At 61.3% G+C, this 17,177-nt stretch carries 25 protein-coding genes, 3 tRNA genes and 1 pseudogene; 10 read left to right on the forward strand and 19 right to left on the reverse strand.

Going from position 1 to position 17,177, the window contains the following annotated elements:
• Window positions 1-62: 62 nt before the first annotated feature.
• Together EXZ48_RS26350 and EXZ48_RS26355 are read right to left on the reverse strand one after the other, a co-directional pair.
• A tRNA-Thr gene (locus tag EXZ48_RS26350) sits at window positions 63-138 on the reverse strand.
• Between the two features lie 53 nt (window positions 139-191).
• Window positions 192-1,139, reverse strand: coding sequence for a LysR family transcriptional regulator (locus EXZ48_RS26355; protein ID WP_023514325.1), 948 nt, complete (start codon window positions 1,137-1,139; stop codon window positions 192-194).
• Window positions 1,140-1,270: 131 nt separating this feature from the next.
• Between EXZ48_RS26355 and EXZ48_RS26360 the strand changes: the two genes are divergently transcribed.
• Window positions 1,271-1,894: an FMN-dependent NADH-azoreductase gene (locus EXZ48_RS26360; protein ID WP_130519493.1), complete on the forward strand. Its 624-nt coding sequence runs from the start codon at window positions 1,271-1,273 to the stop codon at window positions 1,892-1,894.
• 71 nt (window positions 1,895-1,965) lie between these two features.
• Here EXZ48_RS26360 and rlmB read toward each other — a convergent pair whose 3' ends face one another.
• Window positions 1,966-2,841: a 23S rRNA (guanosine(2251)-2'-O)-methyltransferase RlmB gene (rlmB, locus tag EXZ48_RS26365; RefSeq protein ID WP_130519495.1), complete on the reverse strand. Its 876-nt coding sequence runs from the start codon at window positions 2,839-2,841 to the stop codon at window positions 1,966-1,968.
• Window positions 2,842-3,137: 296 nt separating this feature from the next.
• Here rlmB and EXZ48_RS26370 point away from each other — a divergent pair.
• Window positions 3,138-3,222: transfer RNA gene (locus EXZ48_RS26370), tRNA-Tyr, on the forward strand.
• 25 nt (window positions 3,223-3,247) lie between these two features.
• Window positions 3,248-3,321: transfer RNA gene (locus EXZ48_RS26375), tRNA-Gly, on the forward strand.
• A gap of 49 nt (window positions 3,322-3,370) precedes the next feature.
• Here EXZ48_RS26375 and EXZ48_RS26380 read toward each other — a convergent pair.
• The 16 genes from EXZ48_RS26380 to EXZ48_RS26450 form a co-directional block, all read right to left on the reverse strand.
• Complete coding sequence (locus EXZ48_RS26380; protein ID WP_130519498.1) at window positions 3,371-4,384, reverse strand: hypothetical protein; 1,014 nt, start codon at window positions 4,382-4,384, stop codon at window positions 3,371-3,373.
• A 118-nt stretch (window positions 4,385-4,502) separates the two neighbouring features.
• Window positions 4,503-4,721, reverse strand: a complete 219-nt coding sequence (locus tag EXZ48_RS26385) for a hypothetical protein (RefSeq protein ID WP_130519500.1) — start codon at window positions 4,719-4,721, stop codon at window positions 4,503-4,505.
• Window positions 4,718-4,990, reverse strand: a complete 273-nt coding sequence (locus EXZ48_RS26390; protein WP_130519502.1) for a hypothetical protein — start codon at window positions 4,988-4,990, stop codon at window positions 4,718-4,720. Before EXZ48_RS26390 ends, EXZ48_RS26385 begins: the two co-directional genes overlap by 4 nt.
• Window positions 4,987-5,292 (reverse strand): hypothetical protein, encoded by a 306-nt coding sequence (locus EXZ48_RS26395; RefSeq protein WP_130519504.1) that lies wholly within the window; start codon window positions 5,290-5,292, stop codon window positions 4,987-4,989. Before EXZ48_RS26395 ends, EXZ48_RS26390 begins: the two co-directional genes overlap by 4 nt.
• On the reverse strand, window positions 5,289-5,774 hold the full coding sequence (locus EXZ48_RS26400) for a hypothetical protein (RefSeq protein WP_130519506.1): 486 nt from the start codon (window positions 5,772-5,774) through the stop codon (window positions 5,289-5,291). Before EXZ48_RS26400 ends, EXZ48_RS26395 begins: the two co-directional genes overlap by 4 nt.
• On the reverse strand, window positions 5,771-6,109 hold the full coding sequence (locus tag EXZ48_RS26405) for a hypothetical protein (RefSeq protein ID WP_130519508.1): 339 nt from the start codon (window positions 6,107-6,109) through the stop codon (window positions 5,771-5,773). The genes EXZ48_RS26400 and EXZ48_RS26405 overlap by 4 nt, the downstream gene beginning before the upstream one ends.
• Window positions 6,106-6,543, reverse strand: a complete 438-nt coding sequence (locus tag EXZ48_RS26410) for a hypothetical protein (protein WP_130519510.1) — start codon at window positions 6,541-6,543, stop codon at window positions 6,106-6,108. The genes EXZ48_RS26405 and EXZ48_RS26410 overlap by 4 nt, the downstream gene beginning before the upstream one ends.
• Window positions 6,506-6,721, reverse strand: coding sequence for a hypothetical protein (locus tag EXZ48_RS26415; protein ID WP_130519512.1), 216 nt, complete (start codon window positions 6,719-6,721; stop codon window positions 6,506-6,508). Before EXZ48_RS26415 ends, EXZ48_RS26410 begins: the two co-directional genes overlap by 38 nt.
• Before the next feature lie 196 nt (window positions 6,722-6,917).
• Window positions 6,918-7,646, reverse strand: coding sequence for an exonuclease domain-containing protein (locus EXZ48_RS26420; protein WP_130519514.1), 729 nt, complete (start codon window positions 7,644-7,646; stop codon window positions 6,918-6,920).
• Between the two features lie 53 nt (window positions 7,647-7,699).
• The gene (locus tag EXZ48_RS26425; RefSeq protein WP_165909429.1) at window positions 7,700-8,986 is read right to left on the reverse strand and encodes a RecT family recombinase; all 1,287 of its coding nucleotides are present in this window, start codon (window positions 8,984-8,986) and stop codon (window positions 7,700-7,702) included.
• Entirely contained in the window at window positions 8,964-10,112 is a 1,149-nt protein-coding gene (locus tag EXZ48_RS26430) for a PD-(D/E)XK nuclease-like domain-containing protein (protein WP_130519517.1), read from the reverse strand. The genes EXZ48_RS26425 and EXZ48_RS26430 overlap by 23 nt, the downstream gene beginning before the upstream one ends.
• Window positions 10,113-10,120: 8 nt before the next feature.
• Window positions 10,121-10,531 (reverse strand): GNAT family N-acetyltransferase, encoded by a 411-nt coding sequence (locus EXZ48_RS26435; RefSeq protein ID WP_130519519.1) that lies wholly within the window; start codon window positions 10,529-10,531, stop codon window positions 10,121-10,123.
• A 3-nt stretch (window positions 10,532-10,534) separates the two neighbouring features.
• Window positions 10,535-10,861, reverse strand: coding sequence for a hypothetical protein (locus tag EXZ48_RS26440; protein WP_130519521.1), 327 nt, complete (start codon window positions 10,859-10,861; stop codon window positions 10,535-10,537).
• Between the two features lie 5 nt (window positions 10,862-10,866).
• Complete coding sequence (locus tag EXZ48_RS26445) at window positions 10,867-12,189, reverse strand: AAA family ATPase (protein ID WP_130519523.1); 1,323 nt, start codon at window positions 12,187-12,189, stop codon at window positions 10,867-10,869.
• Window positions 12,190-12,215: 26 nt separating this feature from the next.
• Window positions 12,216-12,359: a hypothetical protein gene (locus tag EXZ48_RS35015; protein WP_165909430.1), complete on the reverse strand. Its 144-nt coding sequence runs from the start codon at window positions 12,357-12,359 to the stop codon at window positions 12,216-12,218.
• Between the two features lie 582 nt (window positions 12,360-12,941).
• On the reverse strand, window positions 12,942-13,652 hold the full coding sequence (locus tag EXZ48_RS26450; RefSeq protein ID WP_130519525.1) for a LexA family transcriptional regulator: 711 nt from the start codon (window positions 13,650-13,652) through the stop codon (window positions 12,942-12,944).
• Between the two features lie 118 nt (window positions 13,653-13,770).
• Between EXZ48_RS26450 and EXZ48_RS26455 the strand changes: the two genes are divergently transcribed.
• From EXZ48_RS26455 to EXZ48_RS35550, 7 genes and pseudogenes are all read left to right on the forward strand, one after another.
• Window positions 13,771-14,121 carry a hypothetical protein gene (locus EXZ48_RS26455; RefSeq protein ID WP_130519527.1) on the forward strand — a complete coding sequence of 117 codons (351 nt, stop codon included), beginning with the start codon at window positions 13,771-13,773 and terminating at the stop codon, window positions 14,119-14,121.
• Complete coding sequence (locus EXZ48_RS26460) at window positions 14,118-14,468, forward strand: hypothetical protein (protein WP_130519529.1); 351 nt, start codon at window positions 14,118-14,120, stop codon at window positions 14,466-14,468. Before EXZ48_RS26455 ends, EXZ48_RS26460 begins: the two co-directional genes overlap by 4 nt.
• Window positions 14,469-14,486: 18 nt before the next feature.
• Complete coding sequence (locus tag EXZ48_RS26465) at window positions 14,487-14,960, forward strand: hypothetical protein (protein WP_245462367.1); 474 nt, start codon at window positions 14,487-14,489, stop codon at window positions 14,958-14,960.
• A gap of 373 nt (window positions 14,961-15,333) precedes the next feature.
• Window positions 15,334-15,915, forward strand: a complete 582-nt coding sequence (locus EXZ48_RS26475) for a hypothetical protein (protein WP_130519533.1) — start codon at window positions 15,334-15,336, stop codon at window positions 15,913-15,915.
• Between the two features lie 11 nt (window positions 15,916-15,926).
• Window positions 15,927-16,502, forward strand: a complete 576-nt coding sequence (locus EXZ48_RS26480) for a hypothetical protein (RefSeq protein WP_130519535.1) — start codon at window positions 15,927-15,929, stop codon at window positions 16,500-16,502.
• On the forward strand, window positions 16,502-16,819 hold the full coding sequence (locus EXZ48_RS26485; protein WP_130519537.1) for a hypothetical protein: 318 nt from the start codon (window positions 16,502-16,504) through the stop codon (window positions 16,817-16,819). Before EXZ48_RS26480 ends, EXZ48_RS26485 begins: the two co-directional genes overlap by 1 nt.
• Window positions 16,819-17,121: pseudogene (locus EXZ48_RS35550) on the forward strand (CHC2 zinc finger domain-containing protein); the annotation flags it as partial. The gene EXZ48_RS26485 and the pseudogene EXZ48_RS35550, both read left to right, overlap by 1 nt.
• Window positions 17,122-17,177: the final 56 nt, after the last annotated feature.

Consider the following 17,177-nt stretch of genomic DNA (forward strand, 5'->3'; position numbering starts at 1 on the left):
ATGTTTTCCGATTTGGGGGAAACCGCAAAAAGAGAAGCGGAAACAATGCTTGAAAAAGCGAATGGTGCCCCCACCAGGACTCGAACCCGGGACCCCCTGATTACAAATCAGGTGCTCTACCAACTGAGCTATAAGGGCACTCAGCGAGGGAGTTAGCATATTCTCCGCCGCTGTAAAGGGAAAAGGCGGCTTCAGATCGACCAGTTGCTGTCGAGGGCGGTTCTGGGGATGATTTCCTGGCAGCGCACCATCGAGCGGGGCAGGTTTTCGGCGAGGTGATCGATGAGGGCGCGCACGGCCGGCAGCATGCCGTGGCGCGAGGTGAAAACGGCGTGCACGGTCGATTCCGCGCTGGTCCATTCCGGCAGGACCGGTGTCAGGAAGCCGCTGCGGAAGCCGCGTTCGACGATCATGTCGGGCAAGAGGGCAAGGCCGATGCCTTCGATCGTCGCCCGCTCCAGCACGCTGAAATCCGAGCAGAGCAGCACGGGGGAATGGGAGACGTCGTGTACCTCGCCGTTCTCGTGAAAGAGTGTCCAGATCGCCCGGGGGCTGTTTTCCTGCATGGAGAGTGTGGGTACGCGGCCGATCGTCTCGAGATCGACCGGGCCGTGCTGCTCCAGAAAGCGCGGGCTTGCAGCAAGATAGCGCCGCGTGCCGGCAAAGCGGCGCACGATCAGCGACTGGTCCGTGTCGTAGCCGTCGCGCACGCGCAGGGCGATATCGATGCGCTCCTCGATGAGATCGACCGCGCGGCCGGTGGTGAGGATGGAGAGGCGGACGCCGGGATAGCGCTTCATGAAACCCGGCAGCACGTCGGCCACCATGGGGGCAAAACCCGGCGGCATCGACAGGCGCACGGTGCCCGCCGGTTCCGCCTTGGCGACTGCGATCACGGCCTCGGCCGCCTCCACGCCGGAGAGCACGGCCTCGCAGCGCTCATAGAAGGACTGGCCGATATCGGTGATGGCGAGCTTGCGGGTGGAGCGCTCGATGAGGCGCACGCCGAGCTGTTCCTCCAGCGCCGCGATGCGCTTGCTGATCTTGGACTTGGGTACGGACAGGGCGTTTGCCGCGGCGGTAAAGCCCTTGTGGCGCACCACGGCGGCGTAGAGCGCGAGATCGTTCAGGTCCTGCATGGGTGTCTCCGGGCGGTTTTGCGAATTATTGTTTCCTCAGTGAAACAGTCAATTGGATTTTTGCTGTCTAATCGCGTGATTGTTTTCGGGACATATGTATCGCACCCAAACCGCAACCAAGGTGCTGATCCATGAACATCCTCCATATCGATTCCGGCATTCTCGGCGATCATTCCGTCTCCCGCCGCCTGACGGCCGCTGTTGCCGCCCAGATCAAGGCCGAACAGCCTTCCGCCACCATCACCTACCGCGATCTCGTCGCCAATCCGCTGCCGCACCTGTCCGGTGCGCATCTGATGGCCGCCAATGCCAAGCCGGAAGAGCTCGACGCACAGATCGCCGCCGACGTCGCCGAAAGCAAGATCGTGCTCGACGAGTTCCTCGCGGCCGACACGGTCATTCTCGGCGTGCCCATGTACAACTTCTCCCTGCCCAGCCAGCTGAAGGCCTGGATCGACCGCGTTGCCGTCGCCGGCAAGACCTTCCGCTACACGGCCGAGGGGCCGGAAGGCCTCGCCAAGGGCAAGAAGGTCATCATCGTCTCCACCCGCGGCGGCCACTACTCCGCCGGTCCGGCCGCCGCCATGGACCACCAGGAAAGCTACCTGAAGGTCGTGCTCGGCTTCTTCGGCATCACGGATGTCGAGGTGGTGCGTGCCGAAGGCCTGAACCTCAGCCCCGATTCGAAGATCGAGGCGATTTCCGAAGCCGAGCGCACCATCAACGGTCGCGGCGTGCTGAAGCTTGCCAGCTAGGCGCTGCCCTTCGAAACGCAAAAGGCCCGCCGGTGAAAGCCGGTGGGCCTTTTCGTTTGTCAGCGGTCGGTTCAGCCCAGAAGGTGCCGCTGCGTGGCGTAAAGCGCGATCGCCGCGGCGTTCGAGACGTTGAGCGACTTGATCGCGCCGGGCATATCGAGCCGGGCGAGCGCCTTGCAGGTGGCGCGCGTCTTCTGCCGCAGGCCCTTGCCCTCCGCGCCCATGACGAGGGCGATGCGATCGCCCGAAAGCGTGCCCTCCAGCGGTTCCGGACCTTCCGAATCAAGGCCGATCGTCAGGAAACCGAGCTTGTGCAGCTCGTCCAGCGCGTCGGCGAGGTTGGTGATCTGGATATAGGGAATGAGCTCCAGCGCGCCCGAGGCCGTCTTGGCGAGCACGCCCGACTCGGTCGGCGAGTGGCGCTGCGTCGTGATGACCGCGCCGGCATTGAAGGCGACGGCCGAACGCATGATGGCGCCGACATTGTGCGGGTCCGTCACCTGGTCGAGCACCAGCAGCAGCGGACTGTCCTTCAGCGCTTCCAGCCGCCGGACGGGCAGGGGACGCGTCTCCAGCATGACGCCCTGATGGATCGCATCGGGGCCGAGCACCTTGTCTAGGTCGGACGGCAGCACGGTTTCGACCGGATAGGGCAGGGTGGAGAGATCGGGCAGCTCCAGCCGCTGGGCGGCGTTCTGGCTCACCGAAAGCTTGATGATCTTCCGTTCCGGATTGTCCAGCGCGGCGCGCACCGTGTGCAGGCCGTAGAGGTAGACCTGGTCGGGTGAAGCCGTCGGGGCCTTCCAGCCCTCCGCCGGTTTGCGACGACGGTCGTCCCGGGGTGTCGGAATCTCGCCGCGCTCGCGCCGCTGGTCGCGATGCGCCCGGCGCAATTTGGCATAGTGGGTGTCTTTTGCGGATTTGCCGCCGGTATCGTCTTTGCTCATGCGGCCTTATAGACCAAGTCGCAGCGAAGTGTGCAGCGGTTTTGCACAAGGGACGGGCGAAAAACAGAAAAACATCGGCCGGAGGGCGGGATGCTCCGCTTCCGGTGGAGTGCCGGCGGCTTGCGAACCGTGCCGGCCGACCGCCGATTGGGGACGATGACGTTTTTCGCAATTTTTTCCGTGGCCTCGTGTTGACAGGACGATTTGTGCCCGTCATATACGCCGCCAGATCGAAGGCGCTGGCCACAAGGCACTGCCCGCCGGTCGACACTGGTCGCTTGATCCCGACGGAATATGGAGGGATGCCCGAGTGGTTAAAGGGGACGGACTGTAAATCCGTTGGCTCAGCCTACGTTGGTTCAAATCCAACTCCCTCCACCATTCCGTTGCACGGATCAAGACCCCCGCGGGTATAGCTCAATGGTAGAGCAGCAGCCTTCCAAGCTGAATACGCGGGTTCGATTCCCGCTACCCGCTCCAATACTTTCAATTACTTGGAAAAACGGCGTGTCACTCGTGTCACGTCATGTCACTTGCGCTTTTCAGCGCGCGCCTCGGCAACCTTCCTGCTTGCCTCAAGGCCATCGCCCCGGCTGTAGCGTCGGGTCGTCTTCGTAGTGGTGTGAGTCGCCAAATCACGAGCGGCTTCCAACGATCCGGTTGCTTCGACGGTTTCTGATACCGCGCCGGCTCGCGAATCCATCGACCACACATGTGCAGGAACTCCCGCCTTATCCCGCACGATGCGGAATTTTTCCGTGTAGCGATTCTCCCAGTATGGCTGCCCGGTGTTTTCGTCGATGACGACTGGGCCGATCTGAGGGATCGAGTAGGCCTTCAATGCTTCCTGAACCAGCGGCATAAGCTTCAGGTCGCGAGCGGCGTCGACGCCAGTCTTGCTCGTCGTGACCTTGAGGATCATGTCTTTGGAGATGTCGCCGACCGTCATGCCGCGCCAACGGAATGGGCCGCCGTCCGGAGTTGGTTGCCATTCACCAATCACGTCGATGCGGCGCAGTGCCGATTCGAATTTCAGGGCTTCGACGAAGCCGATGGAAGGGCACTCCAGTTCTGCGCTCTTGCGAACGATCGCGAGGCACTGCTCGTAGGTCATGGCGACCTTCCGCGGCATTGGCTGCTCGAACCGCATGTCAGACAGTATCAAACGAGCGTCCGCGCACCCGTGAAGCTTTTCTCCGGCTCCGTAGGAGATCACTACCCTGAGGAGCTTGATCGCGCCAGACGCCCGCCTGTGGCCTTTCTTGCGCCATTGCTCGAACCAGCGAATGAAGTCGGAGGCTCGTAGGGCGTCGATACGTCGGCCGCCTACGGCATCCACCAAGATTCTGAGGCTAGGTTCATAGTCGCGGATCCGCGTTGAGTGCTTGACCCGGTGGATGCTACTCGTCTTGTCGGTCCGGTACAGATCAATAAGGGATTTGATCGTTCCGTCGTAGGTCGGTGATGCCCCGAGTTTACGGAGGTCGTCGCGGAGAAGCTGCGTTAACCGTTGGCACTCCTCCGCGATCTGTTCATCGGTCAAGCCATCTTCAAGCCGGCGAGTGCTCAGATAATCGGGAGCCCCCTTTATAGCCCTCTTCGGGCTCCAGTAATGGACGGCTGTCCCATCCTTGTTTTTCCGGCTTTGGTAGCCGGGCCTATCAGTCCTCATCCCAGTTTTCCTTTCCATCAGGGGCGAGATTGCCCTGGGAGAGGATGCCAACCGGCTTCACCGAAAAGTCAACAGGTTTCGTCCCGCGGGCTGCCGGAAAAACGGTCGCTACCAACGTGGTCAGATCGATCTGCACGATGGCGCCTTGGTTCTCGGCGGCTTTGATAAGGCGTTCCGCGTCCTTCTGGCGCAATACGGACCGCTTCATGGTGTGGTGCCTGAAGAATGCAAGGGGTCGTGGGGGCGGCCCTCTTCGTCGAACAGGCCGGTGTGGACAATCCCGGGCGTCTCGGGGTTCCAATGGTACAGAGGGAACCAATGGCCGCACCCCTGGCAGCGGAACACGGCTGCGCTGGTACGCTCGGGGTCGTAGCCGTGCCGAGCCGCATCATCTGCGGTCCACTCGGTCGCGACGAACGTGTGCCCCTCGTGGCCGTTGCCGCCGCATTTCGGGCAAAGTGGTGCGAGCGCCATCATTCATCCTCCAGCACAAGAGGGATGACCTGTGGTTCCAGCGCGCAGCCGGCGCATATCAGCGCACGTTTGGTCGGCATCCTATGAGCGACCCTGGTCACCGGGGAGAGCGCCATGCCGAGGGCAGGGTGCCCCATCAACATGTCCATGCCGGCCTGCTGCTGGACCGCTGGCAGGTCAACAATGCATTGGCCGACGGTGACCTCGTAGAAGTGGATGTCGCCGCCGTGCATCATTCCCTTCTCGCAGAAGAAGCATTTCTCAAGCTCTGAGCGGTCGAGTGGTTTGGTGACTGGTGCTTTCATCGCGTTGAACTCCAGACGATCGTCGGGTCGGTGCGTAGAACGAGTAGGGTGGCGGCCATGACGAGCAGGAAGGTTATCAATACCCACTTCGCTTTTGCGGCTGCCACGCGCTTCCGCTGTAGGTTGAAGAGCGCACGTTCACGAGCGGCCTCTTCGCGCGCATCGAAAGCAGCAATGTTCAGCTTGGTAATAGCCTCGTCCACCATGTGCGGCGAAAGACGCTGGCAGAGGTGGAGTTGGCTGGCGCTGATCAGCACGCGGTCATTTTCAGCTACGCCGCACAGCGCGTCGACGATGCGTACATCGTGGAACGGAAGGGATGCGGGCGGCATATACCGGACCCTTTTCGGGGCCGCCTCTCGCCATTCGCGCAATGCCGCCTCATATTCCTTTTTGCGGTGCAGGTAGTGATCGAGATAGGGGTGGATGGAGAGCCGAAGCATTCGAGCGGATACCCATGCCTTCGCGTCCTGGGTGCTCATGCCGGCCATCCAGTCGCGCGGAAACCGACGCGCGCCAGTACCATGTCCTGTAGCCGGCTGATTTTCCGTTCAAACTCCGCATCATCGGAATGACGTCCGGGGAGATTTGAAAAGTCACGAGCCGCGTCCGATAGCTTGTTGAGGAGCGCGGTTTCCGCGGGGGTGATCATCGGCCTCGACAGACCGGCGACCGCCTGAGCGATTTCCTCGTCCTTGCCATCGGCGTTCATGATCTTGAGGACCGCGATGCACCGGCCGGCCGGGCCGTCCTTCACCATGAGCGACGAACCCACGATGCTGCTATGGGCCACCTTTTCGATGTGGATCGATTTCATTCCGTTGGTCTCCGTTTCGGGAAGGGCCGCGTCGGCCATTTCGACTTCGGCTTCCCGCTCTTGCCCCCGTCCGGATCGGGGGCTTCGCACGATTGCTTTGCCGTTAACCGGCGCCGGAATTCCGCTTGCTGTTTTTCGAGCCGCTTCATCTTCGCGATTGCGTGGATGTCGCCGCCCGCTGTCGTGATCCTCTTCTCGCCGCCTGGACCGTAGGTCTTTGGCTTGTGCTCGGTCTCGTGGACGAGCATGTCGATGAAGTCTGGATCGTTGGCCGGGGGGATCGTTTCCCCCGTTACCGGGTCGATCCGGCGCAAACCGAGCGCCGGATTGTGATCGAACTGCACCTCCTCGATTTTCAAGCCCATGCGGCGGAGGGCGACCTCGAGCTTGATGCGGTCAGGGATTTTCTTTCTGACTGTCCGTGTCGTGCCCATGGTGCCCGTTCAATGCGCTGAGCATTGTGCCGATAAGGCTCAGATCAAGGACTTGGCAGACGACCCCCTCGTCGTTGCCGGCGCGAACCTCTTCCTCGGTGACACGTTCCTCCGCGATGAAATGGGACGTTTCGCCGATGTTCGAGTAGCTCACGCTAATTGCCTTGTATTTCTTCATTTTTCTCTTTCCTGAAATACTCACCACTTGCCACCGCACGCACGTATTGATCGTTTTGTGCAGCCCTCCCAGTTGCTCACCGGTTGCGGCAGTTGAGCGTCGTGGTTCACGGCTGGTCAATGCACCCAAACAAATCGTGATGCCGTTTTGGGACAGTTTGGCGAGAATTCGTTTGTTAAGATTAAGGGCTAAGATTTTAGAAAACCGTCGTTTTGCTCCTGTGAATTGCGAGCCAATGGCGGGCCGTCGCCTTGGTTTCTTCGTCGAATTCCTTCTTCAATACCCATTCTAGAAGGCCGGTATCGAGCTCGGACCACAGGCGACCATGATGCTCGCCTCCGAAGAGGACGCGCTTCTGGATCACAGGCTCGAAGGTGAGGCGGTGCAGGTCATCTGCGGAGCGCTCGCGGAGCAGGCAGAGCAGAATGCCGGCAGTGACGTGGGTGTCGGGGCCGGCGCGGTGCACTGGCATGGCCTGCCGAGGATCAACAAGCCCACGGCCGTCAAGGTCCAGCCAGTAGCGGAGGCACTGGTTCGAATATCCCGGCGCTTCGGGCCACAGGTGCTGGGCGCACGTCTTGGTGCAGATCCACTTGCGCCCTGGCGCGTCGAGGAACGCCATCTCGAATTTGGCATGGTGCGCGACGAGCATGCTGTTGAGCCCGCGGGATTTCTCTACGAGAAGACGAGCGTTCTCCACCGGTGATATTGCGCCAGCGACATCGGCGTCACTGATGTGGTGGATGGCGCGCGCTTGCGGCGGGATAGGGTGCCCTGGGTTGACGAACCAGCTGATGGCCGCTGATGCTTCGCCGTCCTGAACAATCGTGATGCCGGTCTCGCAAACCTCAGCCGGTTTGCCGGCGAGCCTGGCCTTGTCGAAGTCAGTGGTCTCGAAGTCGACCACATGGAAAACCTGTGCCACGTTAAATCCTCAAAGGTAGTGGGGTGGAAGGGCCGCGCCGGCGGCCCTTCTGCTCATGCGTCGGACTGTACGGTTGATTCGGGAGCCGGGTATTTTGCGAGGTCGAGCTTATCGACGCCGAGCGCTTCCTTTGCCTCGTGGATGGTGAGGGAAAGCTCCGTCGCCCACGGAAGGCTCAGGCTGTCACGCTGGATCGTCCAGTCTACGGCTGCGATGAGGGCCCTTACGAAATCCCTGGCATGATCCGGTATCGCCTCCTGCCAGTTCACCGCGACCTGCTTAAGGTTCGCCCTGCGATCTTCCGGGCCTCGGCCTTCGTCCGTGGCAACGCCAAGAATTTTGGAGGCGGCTTCCGTCAGAAGGTCGATGTCCTTCGGCGGGATCATGACGTCAGGCAATGTGTCCGGTTTGTCGGCGAGGGGCTTCTTCTGGTCGTCCTTCCGGGGGGAGGCGTCGGGCCTCGCATGCAGCTTCGGGTGCTCGCGTTTGTCGGAGGTGGTCTGAGCGAAGTCCGCTTCAGGCTTACCGACGATCTTCTCCATCGGCTGCTGGCCACTAGAAGGCAGCGCCGCCATGCCGGTGCCTTCGATTGTGCCAGCGGCGAATGGATTGAAACGCTCGACCTGACGCGGATTGTTCTGGAAATCGAACATCGAGTCCTGGCGCTCGAGCAGGCGGCGGATCTTATCGTTGTCGATTGAGATGTATTTCGAGCCGCGCCGGAGCACAGCTTTCTTCTTCATCTCGTCCTCCCACTTCGTCCACGCTGGCGAGTTCGGGGCCTTGGACGCCTCCCTCACCTGGTCGAAGTCCTCAGCCGACATCGTTTCGAGGTGCATCACACGGAGGTGTTCGTCGCGGAAGATGACGTAGCCGCCAACGACCGGCCCCCGGGTCTCCTTGCTCGCGAACGGCTTCGACTTGTGTGAAAGCGAATCCGGGTTGGCCTCGTCGAGAACGAAATCGTCGTTCTCCCTGACAAGGCGGCAAACGATCTGGAATACACCGCCTAGCTCGCGCATCCGTTTGATGATGCCGTAGACCATCGGCTGGTAGTTGGCGACGTAGCGCTTCTCGTTTGTTTTACGGTCGGTCTCGAAGTAGGCCAGCAACACCGCTTCCTTGCTGTCCGGCACCAGGCCATCCGCGGCACACTTCGAAATTTCACGGCGGATGCTTTCCGGCGTGCATTTCAGGATATCCGGCTCCTGCTGGACGGCGATCATGAAGGTAGACCGCAGGCGGTCGAAGGAAAGGCCGCTGTCGGCGAGGAGGGACGTAAGGTCGTCCCTGAACTCGTCGAGCATCGCAGCTGCGTCAGCGGTCGGCTGGTTGCTCATAGGTGGCTCCGCGATTGTAGGAGGGCAGGGACTGGGCATCGAGCAGGCGTGGCACCTTCGGCGCCGGCGTCCACAGTTGGTCGGCGCCCTGGGTGGTGACGTGGTGGTGGTAGGTGTCGAGCGCAGCACGGGCGATGTCGTTGCCGTGGTTGATCAGCGCGCTGTAGATGTCGGTGGCGAGGATGACGGGGATCATCCCGTTGTCGCGGCGCATCATCACCCACACCCACATGAACGCGTGCTTGGGGGCACCGAGGAAATCACGGAGGAATCCGTCCTCGCAGTCACCGAAGACCTGCCCGTTCGCTGCGAGGAGGCGGGCCGCGTCGATCGCATCGCGATAGTAGCCAGCCTGCACGTCATAGAATTCGTCGTATACCTTGCGAACGCCACCTTCCTCGTCGGTACCGGAGCGGAACGTCGTGAAGGATTTCAGGTCGACCACCATCGAGTAAGGGCGGCCACCGGTCATGGGGATGGCGTAGTCGAGGCGTGCCTTGCGCCGGATACCGCGCTCGTCGGTGTAGAAGATCGAAAGTTCTGCCGCGCCGTCGATCAAAGATCCTGCCGTCATCACGGCCGACAGGGATGGGTCGCGCGCCATATTGGAGACGGCGTCCTCGATCTCGATCAACTGCGCCTTGGAGACATCCTCGTGCTTCGGGTGGGCGTCCCACCAGGCGCTGACCACGTCGTCGAAGAGCCGCGGGCAACCATCGATCTCCTGGGCGCGGGCGAAAACCTCAGCCTTGGAGCCGCTCACCTTCATCCCGTGTTCCTTGAGAAAGGCGCGGATCTGGTCGGAATTGTGGAAGTAGGCGGGGTAGGGGTAGTCGGCCGGAGACGGAGGTTCGGCATACCGCTCGTCGAACTCTCCCTTGCCTTCCAGCACGCGGCAATGGAAGGCGCGGCCCCACTTCAGGTGCTCCGGCTCGCGCTCCGTATCCTTCGGGCGGATGCGATCGCGCTGCCACTTGTACGGTTTCGTCGCGAGGCCCTTGATGGACGTCGAGCCGAGGGCCTTATCGGAGTGGTAGATGTCTTCGGCCAGGCCGAAATAGATACCGTCGGGGAGGCAATACGAGCCGTCCTCCTTCCGGTACATGTCGAGATGGATTCCGCGCATGGCTGTCCTCACGCTGAAAGTTGATAATAGATGGCGAACTGGGTGGCGCCGGCCCGCGCCATGAGCGCGTGCATCCGGTCGTTGGTGGGCATCGTGCCGAGCTTGACGGAGGTGTGCCCCTTCTGTCGGGCGATCTCCGCGCAACGCGAGACGATGAGGCTGCCGATGCCCTGACGACGGGCTTCCGGCTTCACGTAGAGCAGGTAGAGAAACTCGCAGTGCCACTGCGGTGCCTCATAGTGGACGCCGAAGCCGATCATGCGGTCGCCGTCGGTAACCACGGTCACCTGCATGTCCGCATTCGGCTCGAGGGCATCGATCTCGCGCGGCGGCGCCCAGTCGCCTCGACCAGCGCGGAAAAGGGCGCTGATCTCCTCGGCGAAGCGGCATTGGTTGAACCATTCGGTCGTGACCTTCATCGCTCAGGCCTCCGTCTCTTCGCCGGCAGGCTCCGGCGGAATAACCGCGTCCGGTGTCGTGCGATCGATGAGATCGGCGAGCGCGCGGAGCGTCGAGGAGCATTCGCGAGCCTTGTCGGCGTGCGCGGCGATGGAGGCGTTGTAGCGGAAGACACCCTGGACATTCAGGACCGTGCCGATGGGCAGGCGCGCGGTATCCGATGCCGGGATGGCGCGTTTGAATTTCCGCCAGCCCTCGGAGTAGGTATTGGTGTGGCCGGTAGCGATGGCTAGCTCGTCCTCGGTTGCTGAGATGAGGTAGCCCTTGTCGGTGTTGCCGATGATCTGCATGGCGCCTACTCCGCTGCTTCGCGGTGCGCCGCGACCATGCCGTCTTCGATAACGATGGCAGTGGGGCGGGAGGATTCGACGGTCTCGACCCAGATCTGCATGTCCTTCTCGTCGGCGAAGGCCGAGAGCGCCTGCCACGCCTCGCTGTCAAGGATCGAGCCGTCGCGGACACGAAGCACACGGAGGCTCGGGTTCGCGGCGGCGGCGACGGCGATCGAAGCCCTGAGCCGGCGAGCATCCGAGGCCTGCGCGAACGGGTGGCCGTCGAGCAGAACGTCGGTCTCCGTTAATTCGAGACCTTCGAGAGCGAGGTCCGCCTTCGCGATGGCGGCGCGGGCCTCATTGGTGCGCTTGGTGATCGCGTCGGAAAGCTCCTGCGATTCCTCGGTGAGCACCTTGATTTCGTCGCGGGTTTCTCGCGCCTCGATCTTTCGCCGCACATTGGCGTTGACGGCCTCGACGCTCGTGGTTCGGTCGCGGATGGCGTCGATATCGACTGTCTCCGGCGCCGCCTGCTCAAGGTGAGCGGCAAGCGCCCCTTCCGCTTCCTCGATGTGGCCGCGCTTTTCCTGCAGGATGCGTCGTGCTGTCTCCAGCTTTTCTGCGAGGTCAGCCACCTGCCGCTGCTGCGCGTCCGCGCTTTCCTTCGCGAAGTCGACGTCCGCCGTAAGCTTGCTGGTGGTGGCGTGGAAGCGCTCGACCAACTTGTTCTTGTCGATCCCTTCCTGCATCTCGGCCATGAGGTCGGACAAGCTGATGGGCTGGTCCGGCGTGTCATCCGGGAATTTCAGGCTTTCGAGCCTGCCTTCATTGTCGCGGATGATCCGGTTGATGCCCTGCCGCTTCTGGAAGTCGGCCTGGTTCTGCTTGTCGTGAGCTTCGAAATCGAAGTCCGGAACGAGGCCCCGGAGCGCCATGATCTGGTCCGCGGGCTTCATGCGCGAGAACGCGACGGGATCGAAGGAGAGGGCGCCGATCAGCTTGTTGAGCACGTCCTGCGGATCGGATGCCCGGAACCCATCTTCGCCCTCAACGACGAGGGAGGTCGTGAAGTCGCCATCGGGCTTCCGCTTGAACCGACGGGTGACGGTGTATTTCTCGACGCCGTTGTCGCCGAGCTTGATCTGGATGGTAGCCTTCTCCTCGCCCGCCCGGATCGGATCCTTGTCGATGGGCTTCTTCCCGGAGAAGCACCACCAGATGGAATCGAGGATGGAGGATTTACCCTGCTCGTTCTTGCCGGTGAGTTCGATCACGTTGCCCTTCGGGTCAATTTTGACCGCACGGATGCGCTTGATCGCCTCGGCCTGGAAACCGATGATCTTCATGAACTGTCCTATCTTGTTGCTTGTTCTCAGGCGGCCGAGAAGTAGTGCCCGAACTGGCGTCGCAGGGTCGCAACGCCCGCCTCATCAATGAGGCGCTGCTGCTCAGCGGTCAGGGATTTCCCGGCGTGCCATGCTGCAAATGCAGCGATGATCGCCTGCTTCTCTGCCACTGGTTTTTCAGAAGCTATGCCCATGCTTCGAACCACCGATTTCATCAACCACGATGAAGACGATACATAGCGTATCGATACAGGTCAATACGAAATGAATAAAAAATTCAGCAGTTGACGCGATGCGTATCGACGGAGCATAAAAACGAAAACCCCGGCCTGGGCAAAGGCCGGGGTTATAAGGGATCGGAAGGTTGAATGACGATGGCGATCCCGCGCTGTATCAGCGTATTTTCCATACCATCGGGCGCGACAGAATGGAAGGCCCACTCCGAAATCTCGAAGGGCTTGTCGCCGTTACCCGCCCAGGGGTGACGAAGAAGTGCGAGAAACTGACGGCGCTGGGTGCGATCGTCAGGTCTATGTGACGAGCGGCTCGGTCGGTAAGGTCACCTAGACTTGGGAGCTAACCCCGGATGCTTTTGAAGCACGGGGCTTAGTCCTCCTATGTCTAAGCTCTAAGCTCTCCATCGGTAAGACTTTAAGAATATACATTCAACAATAAGGGTTTAACGGAAACTATAGGTGTATAGGAGAGACGATACGTTGTGCATCATCTCTCCATTGTGGGTTGTCCTTCACTCATAGCCGGCCGATCTTTCCTTTGACCCGTCCAACAATACGAAGATAGGACGGGGATACCTCATAGGTTGCGTATTGCGGATTGCGGGAACTTACGCGAATCGTTCCTTCGGCTTTGCGGTCAGTCATCGAGTGCGTGACCTCCAGATGATTGATGACGAGCCCGGTGCCGTCATGAACGAGGAACAATCCCGGCGGTGAAGGGCGGCGGTCGCTGGCATCGATGATGACGCGGTCGCCAGGTTGGATTGTGGTCGCAAGCCCCGGCTGGCTCGGATCGAACTGAGAATCGCTCTGATAGGTGAACACCCACGCGTGCGCCGGTTTTACCCGTAGCATCCCGGCCAGAAAGTCCTCCGGCAGTTGCCATCGCGCAATCGCTACCGCGCCCGGCGCGACACCACGCTCATTCGGGAGGTCGTCAACATCAACCAGCGGATCGAGTTCCGGGGTGCCGTTTGTCGGCCAAGAGCTATCCTCGAATTCGATCCCCGGTTGTTGTTCATCCCCGAGCAGAAGGTGCTCCGGAGGAACATTAAACTTCGCAGCGTATAACAGCGCGTCATTCGTATCGAATTGGCGACCGCCATTTTCATGCGCTGTGTACGTTACCGGATTTTTTCCGAGGGCCCGCGCGGCGTGCTGAGCGCTCTTAAAACCAGCATTCTTCCTTGCAATCCTGAGCCTTTCGGCCGCTGTATTGTTCTTCATCGGCGATACTCCTTTCCTTTTTGTACCCTACTTGAGCGATACGTGTCGTATTATTTCGTTGCCAAAATCGACACGTTATGTATCATGTGCGTATTTCCAAATCGTGAATGGAGACCACATGAAAACCCCGCGCCGGCCGAAGCCGAACGGAGCAATCCCCATCCTCACGGCGGAGGACGGCAGCCAGTTCAAACTCACTTCCGATCAAGTGTGGTTTGTCCGCCAGTGCCTCCGCCTCTCCCAGCGCAATCTCGGCCGTCGTCTTGCGACATCGCAGCCGAGCATCCTGCGCCTGGAGAATAAGGACCCCGCCGACCCCGGCGCACTTCATGACGGCCCGGCCGTAATCCTGCTGTGCGGTATCGCCAAGCAGGAGGGCATTGAGCTTCCGGCGGTGCCAGTCTTCGACCGCGAAAGCGAGGCGATCAAGCGGCTGATTACCAAGCACACGGAGGCTGCCGCAGCATGAGCCGAACTGGCAGGCCGCGCGGATCATTCTGGACCAAAGAGCGCGACGAAGAACTTTTGCGGGTTTCGCAGGAGCTAAAGGGGCAGGCGCTCGCCAACCATTTTGGACTGACCTCGTCCTATTGCCGGTACCGTCTCCGGCAGCTCCGGAACCATATCCCGTCTGCCCGCCCGGCATTGCTCAAGCCGGAGCCAGCGCCCGTCGATCACTCTGTTGAGGGCCGCGTCCGCGCCGCCGCCGACTATCGCCGGGGCTTCTCCGTGCCGCCCGAAAAGCAGGCGGAATACATCGAACTTCTCAAGACAGGCATCCCGGTCGCGGAAGCGCGCCGGCGCCTCGCCCTCTAACCGAAAGGGAGCATGAATATGGCAGGTGCAGAGCATAATTCGCAGGAGATCTATGAGGATCAGCAGTTCCTCAAGGCCTTCACCCAGTTGAAGGAGCTCGAATCGAAGGGTGCCGGCATCCGGGCCGATCAGGGCGCCGTTTACAATCGCCTGAAGGATATCGGCTGGACGAAGAAGCACTTCGAGTATGCGAAGTGGCTTCAGGACAAGGATATCGGCGAAGTGCTCGCTGACATCGAAATGAAGAAGCGCATCGCGTTGCTCATGGGGCACCCCGTTGGCCGTCAGCTGTCTCTGCTCGATGACGACCCTTACTCCGAGACGGAGAAGGCCTTCGAAGAAGGGTACACCGTTGGAAAGCTGCGGAAGGACAACCGTAATCCCTACGATGTCGGTTCGGACAAGGGGCAGGCCTGGCAGCGCGGGTTCAACGATGGCACGTCCTTCATCAATCAGGAGCTTAAGGACGCCGTCGAGCAGGAAGGCGCCTGATCTATGTCTGGGTGGCACTATCGAGACCTGAGGCTCGAAAGAGCCTTTGACCGAGAGCAGCGCGCATCGGTGCTGCGGAAGCAGAACGGTCGCTGCAAGTACTGCCTCGACCGGCTGACCATGAAACAGGCAACGCGGGACCATGTGATCCCGCGCTCCAAGGGCGGTCCAATCTCGACAGCAACATCGTCGTCGCATGCAGCCCGTGCAATCTGACGAAGGGCAGTCTTCCCGTGAAGCAGTTCCTCCGGCTGATCACATCCCCGCGCCCTGGGGAGCCGACGAAGTACCTTCTGATCTGGTGCCAACGCCGGCTGAACCTCGCGCTCGACCGCATGGAACGCAACGTCATGCGGGCAATATGGGGGGCGAATTGGGAAAGCTGAGAGAGCGCAACTCCCACATCTGGGAGCGCGGCGACCGGGATTGGTATGTGGAGCCGACCCGGTGCACTGAGCAGCTTTGCCAGCATGAGGATTTCGACGGGCCGGTTCACGATCCGTCGTGCGGTGGCGGCAATATCGTCACCGCCCTCCTGCGCTGCGGCTATCAGGCCACAGGCTCGGATGTCGTTGACCGGACGGGCGGTGCACCGTGGTTCACCGGCCTGAGCGACTTCCGCACCTGCCGGCGCAAGCGGGCCAACATTGTCATGAACCCGCCGTTCTTCCGCGGCGAGGGCACCGAGTTCTTCATCCGAAAGGCAATCTCGGTCACGAGCGGGAAGGTCTGCGCGTTCACCGAGGCACGCTTCCTCTTCGGCGAGGGCCGGGCGACCGGCCTCTACCGCGACCACAAGCCGTCCCGCGTTCACTTCGTGACGCCGCGCCCGTCGTGCCCTCCCGGCGAGTTCCTTGAAGCCGGTGGCAAGGCCACTGGCGGCAACCCCGATTTCGTTTGGATCGTCTGGGACCGGCACGCGCCTACGGCCGACGGCCTCAACTGGCTTTCCTGACTGGAGCATCCATGGACATCCCCGGATCCTACTTCGTCTTCGACCCAGGCCGGACATGCGGTTGGGCATCTTGTTTGCCCGGTGGCAAGAACCTTCGCCATGGCACTTGGCGCTTCCGGGACCCCAGTGCAGGCGCGACCTTCTTCGAATTCTCGCAGAGCCTGCGGCGCGTCCTCGCCGGCCTCCCAGACCCGCTTATCGGCATAGAGTTGATGACCATCGTCGGTCATGGCGAAGACAACAAGGTTGACGCGCAGCAGGTCCTTTTCTCTTCCGGGTGGACCTCAATTGCACAGACTGTCTGCCATTCGCTGGCGCTGCGCGAGCCTCAGCTGATCGCAATCCAGACGTGGCGTTCCAAGACGCACGGCAAGGTCTACACGCCGAAGAACCTGAACCTTGACCAGAACGCCCGGTCGAAATGGTTCAAGGTCGAAGCCAAGAAATACTGCGACCGCAACGGCTGGTCCTACAACACCGAGGACGAGGCCGAAGCTCTGTGCATGCTCGACTACCTGCGCATCGAGCACGAGCCGACCTACGCCTTCGACAAGGGGCGATCCTATCAGCAGGAGAGCTTCCTCTGATGGCGCGTTTTGAACCCAGGGAGATTGTCGATCAGGCAACAGGATGGCTCGAACTGCGCCAGATGGATCTCGATGACCCCAACGCCCTGCTTCCGCGCGGAGCGGTGCTGCTCTGCGAGGCAGGGCACGCTGCAGCGGTAGTCGAAAATTCCATGGTGGCCGGCCAGATGACCAAAGCTTGCGACTTTGCGCCGTTGCAAGCCGGAATGCGTTTCCGGGATGGGGAGCGGTTCCCTCTTTGCCGATGTGGGGCGCGCCTTGTCCGGCTTGATGACCATGGCTGGAGCCTGAACATCCAAGGCAAAGGCTGGACCTGATGCGTTTCTCCGATCAGTTTCTTGCCGACCTCCGGGACCGTGTGTCGATTGCCGATGTCGTTGGGACACGGGTGGCGTGGGACCGGAAGAAGACGAACGTCTCGCGTGGCGATTACTGGGGCTGCTGCCCGTTCCATGGCGAAAGCCGGCCGTCCTTCCACTGCGAGGTTCGGAAGGGCCGATACCATTGCTTCGGCTGCGGCGCGAGCGGCGATCACTTCCGGTTCCTAACCGAGCTTGACGGCGTGTCGTTTCCACGGGCGGTCGAAATAGTTGCATCCCTCGCCGGCGTTTCGCTGCCGGGCGGTCGAGAAGAATCAGCGGCCGAGAAGCGCAAGCGAGAGGCGGCGGAGCAGCG

The sequence above is a fragment of the Shinella sp. JR1-6 genome, from assembly GCF_004284735.1.
In the GTDB taxonomy this organism is placed as follows: Bacteria; Pseudomonadota; Alphaproteobacteria; order Rhizobiales; family Rhizobiaceae; genus Shinella.